Below are 13,142 nucleotides of genomic sequence, written 5' to 3' on the forward strand. Positions count from 1 at the left end.
GGGAGTGCTGACCCACCGGCCGCTACCGGCACCGAACCTGCCAGAGACCAGCAGGCTCGGTAAGCCCCATTAGTCGTTCGTGCCGTCGCTGGGCCTCCTCGGCGGTGTCCAGCCCGGTCGCCCCCTCGCCGCGGGCCATCACCTGGAGGCCGATCTCCAGGTCGTCGAGCTCGGCGCGCAGTCCGGGCAGGAGGCTGAGCGCGGCGAGCAGGTCGGCGTCCTGCACCTGGGGCTCGGCGTCGTCGGTGTAGGCCAGGCTGCCACCGCCCAGGCCGGCCACCAGTCGTACCGCCTCGCCGGGGGTCAGCATGTGCGGGTTGATCAGCCGGGCACGCGCGGCAGCGGTGGCCGCGTAGCGCTCCTGGATGCGGAACAGGGCGGTGTGCTCAGGGCGGGCCACGGGGCCAGCATGGGGCGTCGGTGCGGCCCCCGGGAAGTCCTCCGGCGCCGTTCTGTCGGACGTCGGGTGCACAGTGGAGGACGACGCGAGGAGGTGGCCGGCGGTGATCGGTGGAGCACGGGCAACCGACCTGGACCTGGTCGACGTGGAGAGCGCGCTGCTGCGGGCCGCGGTCGGTGACTACGCGGCCGAGGCGGCGGTGCTGCTGCTGGCGAACTCCGGGTCGTGGCTGTCCCGGCTGCAGGGTGCCGGGTTGATCGACATTGCCCTGGACGAGGACGCCGTCGACGGTGGCCCGTGGGCGGCGGTGCTGTGGGGCGACCTGGACCAGGCGCTGCGCACCGGCGTCATCGCCGGCACGAGCGGTGAGCTGCGCCTGCTGCGCGCCGCGGCCAGCCTCGCCGACGGGCAGCCGGTCGACCTCGCCGACCTGACGGCCGGCGTCGACCGGGCCGAGCTGACCCTGCTGCTCGCTGCGGTGGCCCACGCGGCCGGCAGTCACGAGCACGCCGACGTCACCCGCGAGGCCGATGGTCCGGCGCAGGACGGGAGCCTGCTCGGCCCGGTCGTCGCCTGGCCGGTCCGCGACTGAGGACTCCCGCGACGCGCCGGACCAGCAGTCTGGACAGTGACTAGTAACTGAGTGCATAGTTCGGCGCATGGCACTCGGGCACGTCCTCCTCGGCCTGCTCGCGCAGGGCGAGCGGCACGGGTACGACCTCAAGCGGCAGTACGACGCCCGCTTCCCGATGGCCAAGCCGATCGCCGCCGCGCAGGTCTACGCCACGCTCGAGCGGCTGCTCCGTGACGGACTGGTCGCCCCGGGTGGGACCGAGCGGGCCGGTGGCCCCGACCGCACCGCGTACGGCATGACCGCGGCCGGCCGGCAGGAGCTGGACGAGTGGCTGGCCCAGGTCGAGCCGCCGAGCCCGTTCGTCTCCAACCCGCTGGCGGTGAAGGTGACCCTCGCGCTCCTGGTCGCCGGGGACGAGCGGGCCGCCGGCTACCTGCAACGCCAGCGCGCGGCCCACCTGGCCCGGATGCGCGAGTACACCCGGATCACCACCCACCCGGACACCTCCCTGGCCGGCGTCCTGGCGGCCGACTACGCGCTCAACCACCTCGACGCCGACCTGCGGTGGATCGACACCGCACTGGCCCGCGTCGCCACCCTCGCCGAGGAGCTCCAGCCATGACGTCCACCCCTCCCGACAGCGGCACCGACGAGGACCTGCTGGTCGCCGGCCGGGCGCTGGTCCGCTCCTACGGGCACTCTCCGGCGCTGCGCGGGATCAGCGTGGGCACCCGGCGCGGTGAGGTGCTGGCGATCACCGGCCCGTCGGGCTCGGGCAAGTCGACCCTGTTGCTCTGCCTGGCCGGCATCCTGCGACCCGACGCCGGCGAGGTCTGGTACGCCGGCCGCCGGATCGACACCGAGAGCGAGGCCGAGCGGTCCCGGCTGCGGCGCACCCGGTTCGGCGTCCTGTTCCAGTTCGGCCAGCTGGTGCCCGAGCTGACGGCGGCGGAGAACGTCGCGATGCCGCTGCTGCTGGCCGGGGTCAAGCGGCGCCCGGCGCTCACCGCCGCGGGCACCTGGCTCGACCGGTTCGGGGTCGCCGACCTGGCCGGGCAGCGGCCGACCGAGATGTCCGGCGGCCAGGCGCAGCGGGTGGCCATGGCCCGCGCACTGGTCACCGAGCCTGAGGTGCTCTTCGCCGACGAGCCGACCGGCGCCCTGGACACCCTCGCCGGCGAGCAGGTGCTCACCCAGCTGGTCCGGGTCACCCGGCAGGCCGGCACGACCGTGCTGATGGTCACCCACGACGCGAAGGTCGCCGCCTACGCCGACCGGGAGATAGTGATCCGCGACGGCATGGCCGACGACGGCGCCCCGACCTCGGCGCTGCGCGGCGCCCTGGGCCGGACCGGTGCCCGGTGACCGCCACCGTGCAGGACGGCGGTGCGGACACCCGGACGATGCGCCGGTCGACCCTGCTGTGGCTGGCCACCGTCGGCGGGCGGGCCGACCGCACCCGGATCGCGCTCACCACGGTCGGTGCTGCCGCCGGCGTGCTGGCGCTGCTCGCCGCCGCCACCGTGGCGAGCACCGGCACGGACGACGGGCCCTACACCAGCGAGCTGCTCAACGAACCCGGGCTGCACGTCGGCGTGGTCATCGCCCTGGTGCTGCTCTGCGTGCCCGTGCTGGCGTTCACCGGGCAGTGCGCCCGGATCGGCGCCCCGGCCCGGGACCGGAGGCTGGCCGCACTCCGGCTCTCCGGCGCCACCCCGGCGGACGTCGCCCGGGTGGCCGCCACCGAGACCGGGCTGGCCGCGGCGCTGGGCGCCGTCCTCGGCCTCGCGGTCTACCTGGTCGGGCGGGTGCTGCTCGACACCCCGGTCACGGCCACCTACGGACGGCACACCGAGCTCGGCGCGGGCAGCTACCTCCTGGAGGAGGTCACCGGCCCGGTGCGGCGGCTGCCGACCGACGTCCTGCCGCCGGTCTGGCTGATCGCCCTGCTCGTCGCCGTCGTGCCGGCCGCCGCCGCGGTCTTCGCCCTGGCCGCGCTGCGGCGGGTGGCGACCACGCCGTTCGGGGTGGTGCGCCGCCAGCAGGTGCGGCCGGTGCAGGTCCTCCCCGCCGCGCTGTTCGCCGCCGGCACGCTGGGCATGGCGCTGTTCGCCGGCCTGGCCCGGGTCACCGGTCTGGACGAGGCCCGTCCCGCGATCATCACCGTCGTCTTCCTGGCCCTGTTCCTGTGCACCGGGGTCGGGCTGGTGCTGGGCACGGCGGCCATGTCGGCGCGGGCGGGGGAGTTCCTGGCCCGCCGCACCGGCCGCCCGGCGCTGCTGATCGCTGCGCGGCGGCTGGTCGCCGCCCCGTTCGCCACCAGCCGGAGCACCGCCGCGCTGCTGCTCGTCGTCCTGCTCGCCGCGGCCATCCAGGGCTTCCGCGAGCACACCCTGCTGGCCCAGCGGCAGGGCGGCAACGAGTTCTACGCGCGGGCGCTGGACCAGGTCGACCTCGCGCTGGTCGTCGCCGGGGTCATCGCCGCCGCCGGGCTGCTGGTCGGCACGATCGAGGGGGTGCTCAGCCGGCGGCGCGCGGCCGCCGCACTCACCGCCGCCGGGGTGCCCCGTGGCGTGCTCGGCCGGGCGCTGCTGCTGGAGGTGCTGGTGCCGATCGTCCCGGCGGCGCTGCTGGCCACCGCCGCCGGGATCCTGGCCGCCCGCGGGGTCATGGGCACGACCGTCCGGGAGGTCGTCTACTCGGCGACCGGCACCGAGCTGCGGGTCACCGAGCTGCCCGTTCCGGTGCCCTGGGAGGCGCTGGCCGTCATCGCCGGCGGGACGGCGCTGGCGACCGCGGCGCTCACCATGGTCGCCCTGCCGATCCTGCGCCGCAGCGCCGACCCGGGCGAGCTGCGCACCGCCTGAGCGTGCCGCCGGGTCCGCCCCCGCCCGGTGAGGGCGGACCCGCGAACGCACCGAACGGTCAGTCGGTGCCGGCCACCTGGTGCCGGAACCGGTCCCGCCGGGTGTGCAGGTCCCAGAGGAGGTCGGCCAGGACGGCCGGGTCCTTGTCCGGGCTGCCCGGCTCGATCTTGCCCGGGATGATCAGCTGCGAGACCTGGATGCCCTCCTCGCCGAGCACCTCGTGCAGCAGCTGGGCGTAGGCGGCCTGTCCGGCGAACGCCACCGACGTCCCGGTGACGTTGCGACCGGGGGTCACGGCGGAGCCGCCGTTGACGAACAGGATCGTGCCCCGGTTCGCGCCCAGGAAGCGCATCCCTGGCAGCACCTGGTGCACCGCGGCGACCGGGCCGTAGACCGAGAACTCCACCGGGCCGACCAGGTCGGCCGGGGTGGTCTCCAGCACCGGGCGCATGAAGTCCTTCTGCGGCAGCGGGCTGTACTGCAGCACCTCGATCGGGCCGAGGGTCTCGGTCGCCTGCTCCAACGCCCGGGCCAGGGAGCCCGGGTCGCGGACGTCGGCGGCGAACCCGCGCGCCTGCACGCCCTCTGCGGCCAGCTCCTCGGCCAGTGCGTCGAGCTTGGACTGGGAGCGGGAGAGCAGCGCCACGGCGAACCCCTCCGCTCCGAACTTGCGGGCCACTGCGGCACCGAGCCCGCGGCCGGCACCGATGATCGCGATCGTCGTCATGCCAGGTGCAAGGCGGCCGGGCGTCGATCTGTTTCGTGCACCGGCAGACGCACCAGGACCGGCACCGACGGGTAACCGGGCCCTCCCCGGGCTACCTACCGGCAGTGACGAGCCGAGCCACGCTCCCCGATGCGCTGCAGCTGCTGCGGAACCAGGTCGCCGCCGCCCCCCTGGGCCTGGACACCTCAGGCCGGGACACCGCCGCCCGCACCGCGCACGCCGTCGTCGACCAGGTCGACGACTACCTGCTGCCCCGGCTGCGCGACCTGGACGCCCCCCTGCTCACCGTCGTCGGCGGCTCCACCGGCGCGGGCAAGTCGACGCTGGTCAACAGCGTGCTGCAGGCCCGGGTGACCACCCCCGGCGTGCTGCGCCCGACCACCCGGGCGCCGGTGCTGGTCTGCGCGCCGGCCGACCGGGCCGCCTTCGCCGGCGATCGGGTGCTGCCCGGGCTGACCCGCACCACCGGAGGCGAGGCCGGCCCGGGCGGGCTCCAGCTGGTCACCCACGAGGGCCTGCCGCCGGGCCTGGCACTGATCGACGCACCGGACGTCGACTCGGTGGTCGAGGCCAACCGTGACCTGGCCGGTCAGCTGCTCGCCGCCGCCGACCTCTGGGTGTTCGTGACCACCGCGGCCCGCTACGCCGACGCCGTCCCCTGGGACCTGCTGCGGACGGCGCAGGAGCGGGGCACCGCGCTGGCCGTCGTCCTGGACCGGGTGCCGCCGGAGGCGGTGGGCGAGGTGGCCGACGACCTGGCCGGGATGCTGCAGCGGGCGCGGCTGTCCGGTGCCCGGCTGTTCGTGATCGAGGAGCGCCCGCTGGTCGACGGCTTCCTGCCCGAGGACCAGGTCGCCCCGCTGCGCGACTGGCTGCACGGGCTGGCCGCCGACGCCGAGCAGCGCGCCGCCGTCGTCCGGCAGACCCTCGCCGGCGCGCTGGAGAGCCTGGGCGACCGGGTCGAGGTGGTCGTCGCCGGCGTCGAGGAGCAGGCGACCGCCGCCGAGGCCCTCGATGCCGCGGCCGACGCCGCCTACGCCCGGGCGCGGGCGGCGATCGACGAGGCGGTGGGCAACGGCAGCCTGCTGCGCGGGGAGGTGCTGTCCCGCTGGCAGGAGTTCGTCGGCACCGGCGAGTGGATGCGCAGCCTGCAGGGCCAGGTCGGCCGGCTCCGTGACCGGGTGACCGCCGCGTTCACCGGCCGCGCAACGCCCGCCGCAGACCTGGCCGGCGCCCTGGAGTCCGGGGTCGAGCTGCTGCTGCGCGCCGAGGCCGACCGGGCGGCGGAGACGACGGTGACCAGCTGGCGCACGCTGCCCGGCGGCATCGCGCTGCTCGACGGCCGGGAGATCGAGCTGGACGGCGTCTCGCCCTCCTTCGCCGGCGCCTCGGCCGACGAGGTGCGGGCCTGGCAGGGGCACGTGCTGGACCTGGTGCGCAGCGAGGGGGCGGGCAAGCGGTCGCGGGCCCGGTTGCTCTCCTGGGGCGTCAACGGCGCGGGCGCGGTGGTGATGGTCGCCGTCTTCGCGTCCACCGCGGGGCTGTCCGGGGCAGAGGTGGTGGTCGCCGGTGGCACCACCGCGATCGGTCAGCGGGTGCTGGAGGCGGTGTTCGGGGACGCCGCGGTGCGCGAGCTGGCCGCGCGGGCCCGGGCTGACCTCGACGCCCGCGCCGCGCGGCTGCTGAACGCCGAGCAGGGCAGGTTCGACGCGCTGCTCGACGACGCCGCCCCGCAGCCGGGTGCGGCTGCCGAGCTGCGCGCCGCACTCGCCGCGCTGACCGACGCCCGCCGGGCCGTCGCGTGAGGCGTCGGGAGGTCTCCCTGACCGATCGGCTGACCGCACTGCGCGAGGCGGTGGAGGTCGCCGAGGGCCGGCTCGAGGTGCCCGAGGTGGGCAGTGCCCGCACGCTGCTGGCCAAGGCCGGTGCCCGCGAGGCGCTGGGCGACGCCACCGTCGTCGCGCTGGCCGGGGCGACCGGCAGCGGCAAGTCCACGCTGTTCAACGCCCTGTCCGGTGCGGAGGTGAGCACCCCCGGCGTCCGCCGGCCGACCACCGGCGTCGCGCACGCCAGCGTCTGGGGCCCGGACGGCGCGGACCGGCTGCTCGACTGGCTGCAGGTGCCCCGTCGCCACCGGGTCGAGCGTGGTGACGCCGCGCTGGACGGGCTCGTGCTGCTGGACCTGCCCGACCACGACAGCATCCGGCTGGAGAACCGGCTGGAGGTGGACCGGCTGGTCGAGCTGGTCGACGTGCTGGTCTGGGTGCTCGACCCGCAGAAGTACGCCGACGCCGCCGTGCACTCCCGCTACCTGGCGCCGCTGGCCGGGCACGCCGGCGTCCTGGTCGTCGTCCTCAACCAGGTCGACCGGCTCGACGAGGCCGCCGCCCAGGCCTGCCTGGCCGACCTGCGCGGGCTGCTGGACCGGGAGGGCCTGGCCGCGACGCCGATCGTGCCCACCGCCGCCCGCACCGGCGCCGGGCTGCCCGAGCTCCGCGCGGAACTCGCCCGCCGGGTCTCCGCCCGCCGGGCCGCGACCGACCGGCTGGCCGCCGACGCCCGGGGTGCGGCGCAGGCGCTGTCGGCCCACTGCGCACCGGACGCCGGGGACGACCGCAGCCGCGACCCCGCCGAGCGCACCGGGCTCACCGTGGCCCTGGCCGACGCCGCCGGCGTGCCCGCGGTGGTCGGCGCCGTGGAGCGCTCGGCCCGCCGCCGCGGCAACCAGCACACCGGCTGGCCGGTGCTGCGCTGGACCTCGAAGCTCAAGGCCGACCCGCTGAGCCGGTTGCACCTGGGCAGCGAGACCGCGCGCAGCTCGCTCCCGCAGGCCGGGGCCGTGCAGCAGGCGGCGCTGGGCTCGGCGCTGCGCCGGGCCCGGGACGCCGCCGGGCAGGGGCTGCCGCAGGCCTGGCGGGACGAGCTGCGCCGCACCGCGGAGTTCTCCGAGGAGCGGCTGGCCGACCAGCTGGACCGCGCCGTCTCCGGCACCGACCTGGGCCCGGACCGCACCCCGCTGTGGCAGCGCGCCGTCGGCGGGCTGCAGTGGGTGCTGGCACTGGTCGCGCTGGCCGGCGCGCTGTGGCTGCTCGGCCTGGTCGGGCTGGGCCTGCTGCAGCTGGACGACGTCGTGCCGCTGCCCCGGGTCGAGGGCATCCCGCTGCCCACGCTGCTGCTGGTCGGTGGACTGCTCGCCGGGCTGCTGCTGGCGCTGGTGGCCAGGCCGCTGGTGCGGGCCGGGGCCCGGCGGCGGGCCAGACAGGTACGGCGCCGGCTGCTGGACCGGGTCGGCGAGGTGGCCGAGGCCGAGGTGGTCGAGCCGCTCGGTGCGGCCCGCGCCGACCACGCCCGCTTCTGCACTGCCGTGGCCCGCGCCGGCAGCTGAACGGCCGGGGTCGAGCCGCCCGGGGCAGGGTGGAGCCGCGTGCGCACGCGGCTCCACCCTGCCGCCGGCGGGTCAACCCGCGGCAGCCGAGACGGAGGGCGTGGCGGCCGGGTCGGGAGCCGGGCGCCGGGCGTGCACGGCCAGCCCCACGACGGCCAGCAGCGCCAGCACGATCACGGCCACGCCGTAGACCTGCGCGGTCCGCTCCAGGCCGACGTGCCCGGCGGTGACGCCGGCCGCGATCGCCGGCACGCTGAAGGCCAGGTAGCTGGCGGTGAACACCGCGGACAGCAGCGCGGCCCGCTGACCGGGGGCGACCCCCTGGGTGACGGTGGCCATGGCGCCGAGGAACGCCGCCCCGAAGCCGAAGCCGGAGACCACGGCGGCGACGAAGAACAGCGGCAGCGAGCCGGTGGTCAGCGCGGTCACGGTGCCGGCCACCCCGCCGGCGAAGACCAGGGCGCCGACGACCATCGACCGGGCCGGCGCCACGGTGCGCATGGACAGGGAGCCGACCAGGCCGGTCCCGTTCAGCGCCAGGATCACCAGGCTGCCGACCACGTGGTCCTGGACGTCGAACACGCCCGACACCAGCGACGGGCCGAGCGAGGCGTACAGCCCGCCCAGCGCCCAGGTGGCGACCAGGCAGGGCAGGACGACGAGGAACGCACGGCGCTGCGAGGCGGGCACCTGCACGCTGGGCCGCAGCGACCGCATCGCGCCGGGCAGGCGGGGGGAGGACTCCGGCAGGAACACCCACACCCCGGCGGCGGCGGCCAGACACAGCCCGGTGAGTGCGCCGAAGACCCAGTCGGTCGGCGCGGGAAGGAACTCCACCGCCAGCCCGGCGCTCACCGCACCGACCGAGAGCCCGACCGCGGGGGACGCCGAGTTGACCAGTGCGCCCAGCGGCCGGTCGGGGCACTGCAGGTCCAGCAGCGCGGCACCGAACGCGCCGGTCAGCGCCCCGGTGGCCAGCCCCTGGACGATGCGGGCCAGCAGCAGCCACCCGACCCCGTCGGCGGTCAGGAACAGCACCATGGAGACCGCCTCGAGCAGCAGCGCGGCGGCGAGCACCGGGCGGCGCCCCACGTGGTCCGACAGCGCCCCGACCACCAGCAGCGACACCAGCAGGGCGAAGGCGTAGACGCCGAAGACGACGGTGATCAGACCCGACCCGAAGCCGAACTCCGCCGCGTAGACCCGGTACAGCGGCGAGGGCACCCCGGATGCGGCGAGCATCAGCGTCAGCAGGACGGCGACCGTCCAGAACGCGGCAGGACGGGTCAACTCGCGTCGGGGCACGCACCGATGCAAGCACCAACGACAGCCGCCTGTTCCACGGGAGGGGCCGAAGTCGCGACTTCGGCCCCTCCCGTCAGGGAAGGAGCTCGCCGTCCAGGGTGGCGCGCAGCTCGGGCAGCACGGTCGTCTGCCCGCAGCCGGGGCCGTTGACCTCGAACACCTCGGTGTCGACGGCGGCCGCCCCGGCCCACAGCTCGGTTCCGTCGGCGTCGGTCAGGGTGAGCGCGACCTGCACCGTCTCGACGTCGGGGATCGGCCGCCCCCAGTAGACGCCCTCCGGGAAGAAGAGGCTGTCGCCGACGACGACGTCGGTGCACTCGTCGTCCAGGCACACGTGCCCGGTCGCCCCGGCCGGCAGGTCGAGCGCGGTGGTGTCCACCCGTACGTCGACCATGGCGGCCATCTCGGTGCAGGCGTCGGGTCCGCCGCATCCGGTCAGCGCGGCGCCGACGAGCACCAGGGCGAGGCGGCCGCGCACGGTCAGCCCGGGTAGCGGCGGGAGGTGAACACCTGCCCGGACGGCGTCACCCGGGTCTGGGTCGAGCCGACCATCACCAGGCAGCGCATGTCGACCGTCTCGGGGTCGAACTCGCCGAGGTTGGTGACGGTGAGCGACTCCTGCGGCCCGCCGACGTCCCGGCCGACGACGACCACGGTCTCCGGCGCCTTCACGTCCAGCAGCACCTTGGTCGCCTCGCCCAGCTGGTGCGGCCGGGCCTTCGACCGCGGGTTGTACAGGGCGATCACCAGGTCGGCGGTGGCCACTGCGCGCAGCCGGTCCAGGACGACGTCCCAGGGCTTGAGGACGTCGGACAGCGAGATCACCGCGAAGTCGTGCCCGAGCGGGGCGCCCACCTTCGAGGCGACCGCCTGTGCGGCGGTGAGCCCGGGCAGCACCCGCACCTCGACGTCCGGGAAGTCCTCGGCCGCGACCTCCAGCACGGCGGCGGCCATCGCGAAGACACCCGGGTCGCCGCTGGAGACCACCGCCACCCGCCGTCCGGACCGGGCGAGCTCCAGGGCGTGCGCGGCCCGTTCGGCCTCCACCCGGTTGTCGCTGGGGTACCGGGTCTGCCGCGGGTTGGCCGGCACCCGGTCCAGGTAGGGGCCGTAGCCGATCAGGTCGTCGGCCTGCGCCAGCGCCTCGGCGGTCTCCGGCGTCGTCCAGGCGCGCTTGCCCGGGCCCAGCCCGACGACGACGACCTCGCCGGTGCGGGGCAGGGTGTCCTCGGTGCGCTCGGGGTCGTTGCCCGGGCCGGTGAGCTGGCTGGGCAGCAGGGCGAGGGAGAAGTAGGGCACGGTCTCCGGGTCGACCTCGGCCAGCGGCGCCACCCGCTGCCGGTCGGTGGTGGCGCGCTCGACGTACACCGCCCGGTCGAGCACGCCGGCGGCGTCGAACGCCTCGCGCACGTTGCTGAACGTGCGGCCCAGCTTCATCACCGCGGCCGAGTCGGTGGTCGCCAGCCACTCGGCGAGCTCGTCGGCGGGCAGCGTGCCGGGCAGCACGGTGAGCACCTCGTCCCGCTCGACCAGCGGCCGGCCGAGCACCGCGGCGGCGCCGCTGACGCTGGTCACGCCAGGCACCACCTCGGTCGGGTACCGGTGGGCCAGCCGCTTGTGCATGTGCATGTACGAGCCGTAGAAGAACGGGTCGCCCTCGGCCAGCACGACGACGTCCCGGCCGGCGTCCAGGTGGGCGGCCAGCCGGGCGGCGGCGGCCTCGTAGAACTCGTCGATCGCGCCCTGGTAGCCGCCGGGGTGGTCGGTGGCCTCGGTGGTGACCGGGTAGACCAGCAGCTCCTCGACCTGGCCCTCGCGCAGGTAGGGCGCGGCCAGCCCGCGGGCGACCGAGCGCCCGTGCTGCGCGGCGTGGAAGGCCACGACGTCCGCGGCCCCGATCAGCCGGGCCGCCTTCACGGTGACCAGCTCCGGGTCGCCGGGCCCCAGCCCGACCCCGTACAGCCGTCCGCTCACGCGACACCCCGAGCGGCCATGGTGGCCAACATGGCCGTCATTCGGCGGTGCTCGCGATCGCGTTGACGGCGGCGGCGGTGATGGCGCTGCCACCGCGCCGGCCGCGGACGGCGAGGAACTCCAGGTCCGAGGCGGTGAGCGCCTCCTTGGACTCCACCGCGCCGATGAAGCCCACCGGGATGCCGATCACCGCGGCCGGGCGCGGGGCCCCGTCGCGGACCATCTCCAGCAGGTGGAACAGCGCCGTGGGGGCGTTGCCGATCGCGACGACGGCGCCGTCCAGCCGGTCGCCCCACAGGTGCATGGCGGCCGCGGTGCGGGTGGTGCCCATCTCCCGGGCGAGGTCGGGGGTGCGCGGGTCGTTGAGGGTGCAGACCACCTCGTTGAACGCCGGCAGCCGCTTGCGGGTCACCCCGGAGGCGACCATCTGGGCGTCGCACAGCACCGGGGCGCCGGACTCCAGCGCCGTGCGGCCGGCCCGGACGACGTCGGGGGAGAACGCCACGTCGGCCACCAGGTCGACCTGTCCGCAGGCGTGGATCATCCGCACCGCCACCTGGGCGACGTCCTCGGGCAGGCCGGAGAGGTCGGCCTCGGCGCGGATGGTGGCGAAGGACTGCCGGTAGATCTCGGCGCCGTCGTGCTCGTAGTCGTACATCAGTCCTTCTCGATCCGGATGTCGTAGCCGGCCGGCGTCGCGACGACGTCGACGACCCCGCCCTGTGGTCGGCCGCAGCGGCGCTCGCAACCGGCCCAGTGCTGTCGGGCGCCGCCGGCCGGCAGTACCCGGGAGGCGACGGCGGCCGCGGCGTCGGCGCGCACGTCGGCCAGCGACTTGGCGCAGCCCGGCCGGCCGGCGCAGCTGGTCACCTGCAGCCAGGGGCTCGCCTCGTCGAACACCATCCCGGTGCGGAAGAGGTCGACGGCGGCGTCGTCCACCGCGTCCTCGGCCAGGTCGGGGACGACGACGCTGCGCCACGGGGTCAGCTGCACCTCCGCCGCCAGCCGGGCGAGCAGCTCTGCCTGGTCGGCGGAGACCCGCCCGAGCGGGACGACGCCGATCAGCGCCGTCCGCCCGTCGACCTGCGCCGCCGCCCCGACCGGCCCGACGGCCACCGCCGCCGGCACCTCCACCGAGCGGCCATGGTGGCGAACATGGCCGGGCAGGCGGGCGACGACGCGGGCCGGGCCGTCGGTGAGCTCGGTCAGCCGCCAGGCGGTGGAGGCCTGCGCGGCGCGCTCGGCGAGGAAGGCGCGGGCGGCATCCAGGGCGAGCGTGACCGCGTCGTCGGGGGAGCAGCGCAGCCCGGAGTCGACCCCGCCGAGCAGCAGCGCCACGGTGGTGGGGGAGAGCGCCAGCAGGCCGACGTCCCCGCCAAGGCCGGCGACGTCGCCGCGGCCGTCGTCCAGGGTGGCCAGGAAGCGGCCGGGCAGCTCGGCCAGCGCCGGGTCGGCACGCAGGCCGGCGTCGAAGGCACGGACCCACGGCCCGACGTCGACGTGCCCGTCGGCGCTGCGGCCCGACAGCGTGCTGGCCAGCACGTTGCGCACCCGCTCGTGGGTGGCGCTGGGCAGCAGCCCGGCGGCGGCGAGCCGGTCGCCGAGCTCGGCCTCGGCGCCGGTGGGCAGGCCGCGCAGCTGGAGGTTCCCGCGACTGGTCAGCTCCAGGTGCCCGTCGCCCAGCTCCCGGGCTGCCGCGGCGAGCACTCGGAGCTGCTCAGCGGTCAGCGTCCCGCCGGGGACGCGGACCCGCGCCAGGCCGCCGTCGGCGGCGGCATGGGTCTGCAGCGCACCCGGGCAGGCGTCGGCGCGCTCGCGCGGGGGCACGGTGGCGGGGGAGGACGACATGGCGTCCGCGAGGCTACTTCCCGCCGGCCACCGCGCCCCCGCGCCCGCCGTCAGCGGGTGGG

At 76.3% G+C, this 13,142-nt stretch carries 13 protein-coding genes; 6 read left to right on the forward strand and 7 right to left on the reverse strand.

The window, feature by feature from the left end:
- Positions 1 to 22: 22 nt before the first annotated feature.
- A complete protein-coding gene (locus Q1A09_RS13740; RefSeq protein ID WP_299955825.1) occupies positions 23 to 400 on the reverse strand; it encodes a hypothetical protein in 378 nt (125 codons plus the stop codon).
- A 103-nt stretch (positions 401 to 503) separates the two neighbouring features.
- Between Q1A09_RS13740 and Q1A09_RS13745 the strand changes: the two genes are divergently transcribed.
- From Q1A09_RS13745 to Q1A09_RS13760, 4 genes are all read left to right on the forward strand, one after another.
- Complete coding sequence (locus tag Q1A09_RS13745; protein WP_299955827.1) at positions 504 to 992, forward strand: hypothetical protein; 489 nt, start codon at positions 504 to 506, stop codon at positions 990 to 992.
- Between the two features lie 67 nt (positions 993 to 1,059).
- Entirely contained in the window at positions 1,060 to 1,596 is a 537-nt protein-coding gene (locus tag Q1A09_RS13750; protein ID WP_299955829.1) for a PadR family transcriptional regulator, read from the forward strand.
- Complete coding sequence (locus tag Q1A09_RS13755; protein WP_299955830.1) at positions 1,593 to 2,339, forward strand: ABC transporter ATP-binding protein; 747 nt, start codon at positions 1,593 to 1,595, stop codon at positions 2,337 to 2,339. The genes Q1A09_RS13750 and Q1A09_RS13755 overlap by 4 nt, the downstream gene beginning before the upstream one ends.
- Positions 2,336 to 3,841 carry an FtsX-like permease family protein gene (locus Q1A09_RS13760; protein WP_299955832.1) on the forward strand — a complete coding sequence of 502 codons (1,506 nt, stop codon included), beginning with the start codon at positions 2,336 to 2,338 and terminating at the stop codon, positions 3,839 to 3,841. Before Q1A09_RS13755 ends, Q1A09_RS13760 begins: the two co-directional genes overlap by 4 nt.
- A 58-nt stretch (positions 3,842 to 3,899) precedes the next feature.
- Here Q1A09_RS13760 and Q1A09_RS13765 read toward each other — a convergent pair whose 3' ends face one another.
- On the reverse strand, positions 3,900 to 4,568 hold the full coding sequence (locus Q1A09_RS13765) for an SDR family NAD(P)-dependent oxidoreductase (RefSeq protein ID WP_299955834.1): 669 nt from the start codon (positions 4,566 to 4,568) through the stop codon (positions 3,900 to 3,902).
- 104 nt (positions 4,569 to 4,672) lie between these two features.
- On the opposite strand from Q1A09_RS13765, the gene Q1A09_RS13770 reads away from it, so the two are divergent.
- Positions 4,673 to 6,373 (forward strand): ABC transporter, encoded by a 1,701-nt coding sequence (locus Q1A09_RS13770; protein ID WP_299955836.1) that lies wholly within the window; start codon positions 4,673 to 4,675, stop codon positions 6,371 to 6,373.
- Positions 6,370 to 7,953, forward strand: coding sequence for a YfjP family GTPase (locus Q1A09_RS13775; RefSeq protein ID WP_299955838.1), 1,584 nt, complete (start codon positions 6,370 to 6,372; stop codon positions 7,951 to 7,953). Before Q1A09_RS13770 ends, Q1A09_RS13775 begins: the two co-directional genes overlap by 4 nt.
- 72 nt (positions 7,954 to 8,025) lie before the next feature.
- Here Q1A09_RS13775 and Q1A09_RS13780 read toward each other — a convergent pair whose 3' ends face one another.
- The 5 genes from Q1A09_RS13780 to cobG all read right to left on the reverse strand — a co-directional run bounded on the left by Q1A09_RS13780 (position 8,026) and on the right by cobG (position 13,080).
- Positions 8,026 to 9,258, reverse strand: a complete 1,233-nt coding sequence (locus tag Q1A09_RS13780; RefSeq protein WP_299955840.1) for an MFS transporter — start codon at positions 9,256 to 9,258, stop codon at positions 8,026 to 8,028.
- A 73-nt stretch (positions 9,259 to 9,331) separates the two neighbouring features.
- On the reverse strand, positions 9,332 to 9,736 hold the full coding sequence (locus Q1A09_RS13785; RefSeq protein ID WP_299955842.1) for a hypothetical protein: 405 nt from the start codon (positions 9,734 to 9,736) through the stop codon (positions 9,332 to 9,334).
- A gap of 2 nt (positions 9,737 to 9,738) precedes the next feature.
- Positions 9,739 to 11,232, reverse strand: a complete 1,494-nt coding sequence (locus Q1A09_RS13790) for a precorrin-2 C(20)-methyltransferase (RefSeq protein WP_299955843.1) — start codon at positions 11,230 to 11,232, stop codon at positions 9,739 to 9,741.
- A gap of 37 nt (positions 11,233 to 11,269) precedes the next feature.
- On the reverse strand, positions 11,270 to 11,890 hold the full coding sequence (locus Q1A09_RS13795; RefSeq protein ID WP_299955845.1) for a precorrin-8X methylmutase: 621 nt from the start codon (positions 11,888 to 11,890) through the stop codon (positions 11,270 to 11,272).
- Positions 11,890 to 13,080 carry a precorrin-3B synthase gene (cobG, locus tag Q1A09_RS13800; protein ID WP_299955846.1) on the reverse strand — a complete coding sequence of 397 codons (1,191 nt, stop codon included), beginning with the start codon at positions 13,078 to 13,080 and terminating at the stop codon, positions 11,890 to 11,892. Before cobG ends, Q1A09_RS13795 begins: the two co-directional genes overlap by 1 nt.
- Positions 13,081 to 13,142 lie beyond the last annotated feature (62 nt).

The sequence above is a fragment of the uncultured Modestobacter sp. genome (assembly GCF_947486615.1).
Lineage (GTDB): Bacteria > Actinomycetota > Actinomycetes > Mycobacteriales > Geodermatophilaceae > Modestobacter.

What these genes read in the sequence shown, in the direction of transcription:
- Q1A09_RS13750 (WP_299955829.1), top strand. Translation starts at nt 1,060, where the DNA reads ATGGCACTCGGGCACGTCCTCCTCGGCCTGCTCGCGCAGGGCGAGCGG.
- Q1A09_RS13755 (WP_299955830.1), top strand. Translation starts at nt 1,593, where the DNA reads ATGACGTCCACCCCTCCCGACAGCGGCACCGACGAGGACCTGCTGGTC.
- Q1A09_RS13765 (WP_299955834.1), bottom strand. Translation starts at nt 4,568, where the DNA reads ATGACGACGATCGCGATCATCGGTGCCGGCCGCGGGCTCGGTGCCGCA.
- Q1A09_RS13795 (WP_299955845.1), bottom strand. Translation starts at nt 11,890, where the DNA reads ATGTACGACTACGAGCACGACGGCGCCGAGATCTACCGGCAGTCCTTC.
- cobG (WP_299955846.1), bottom strand. Translation starts at nt 13,080, where the DNA reads ATGTCGTCCTCCCCCGCCACCGTGCCCCCGCGCGAGCGCGCCGACGCC.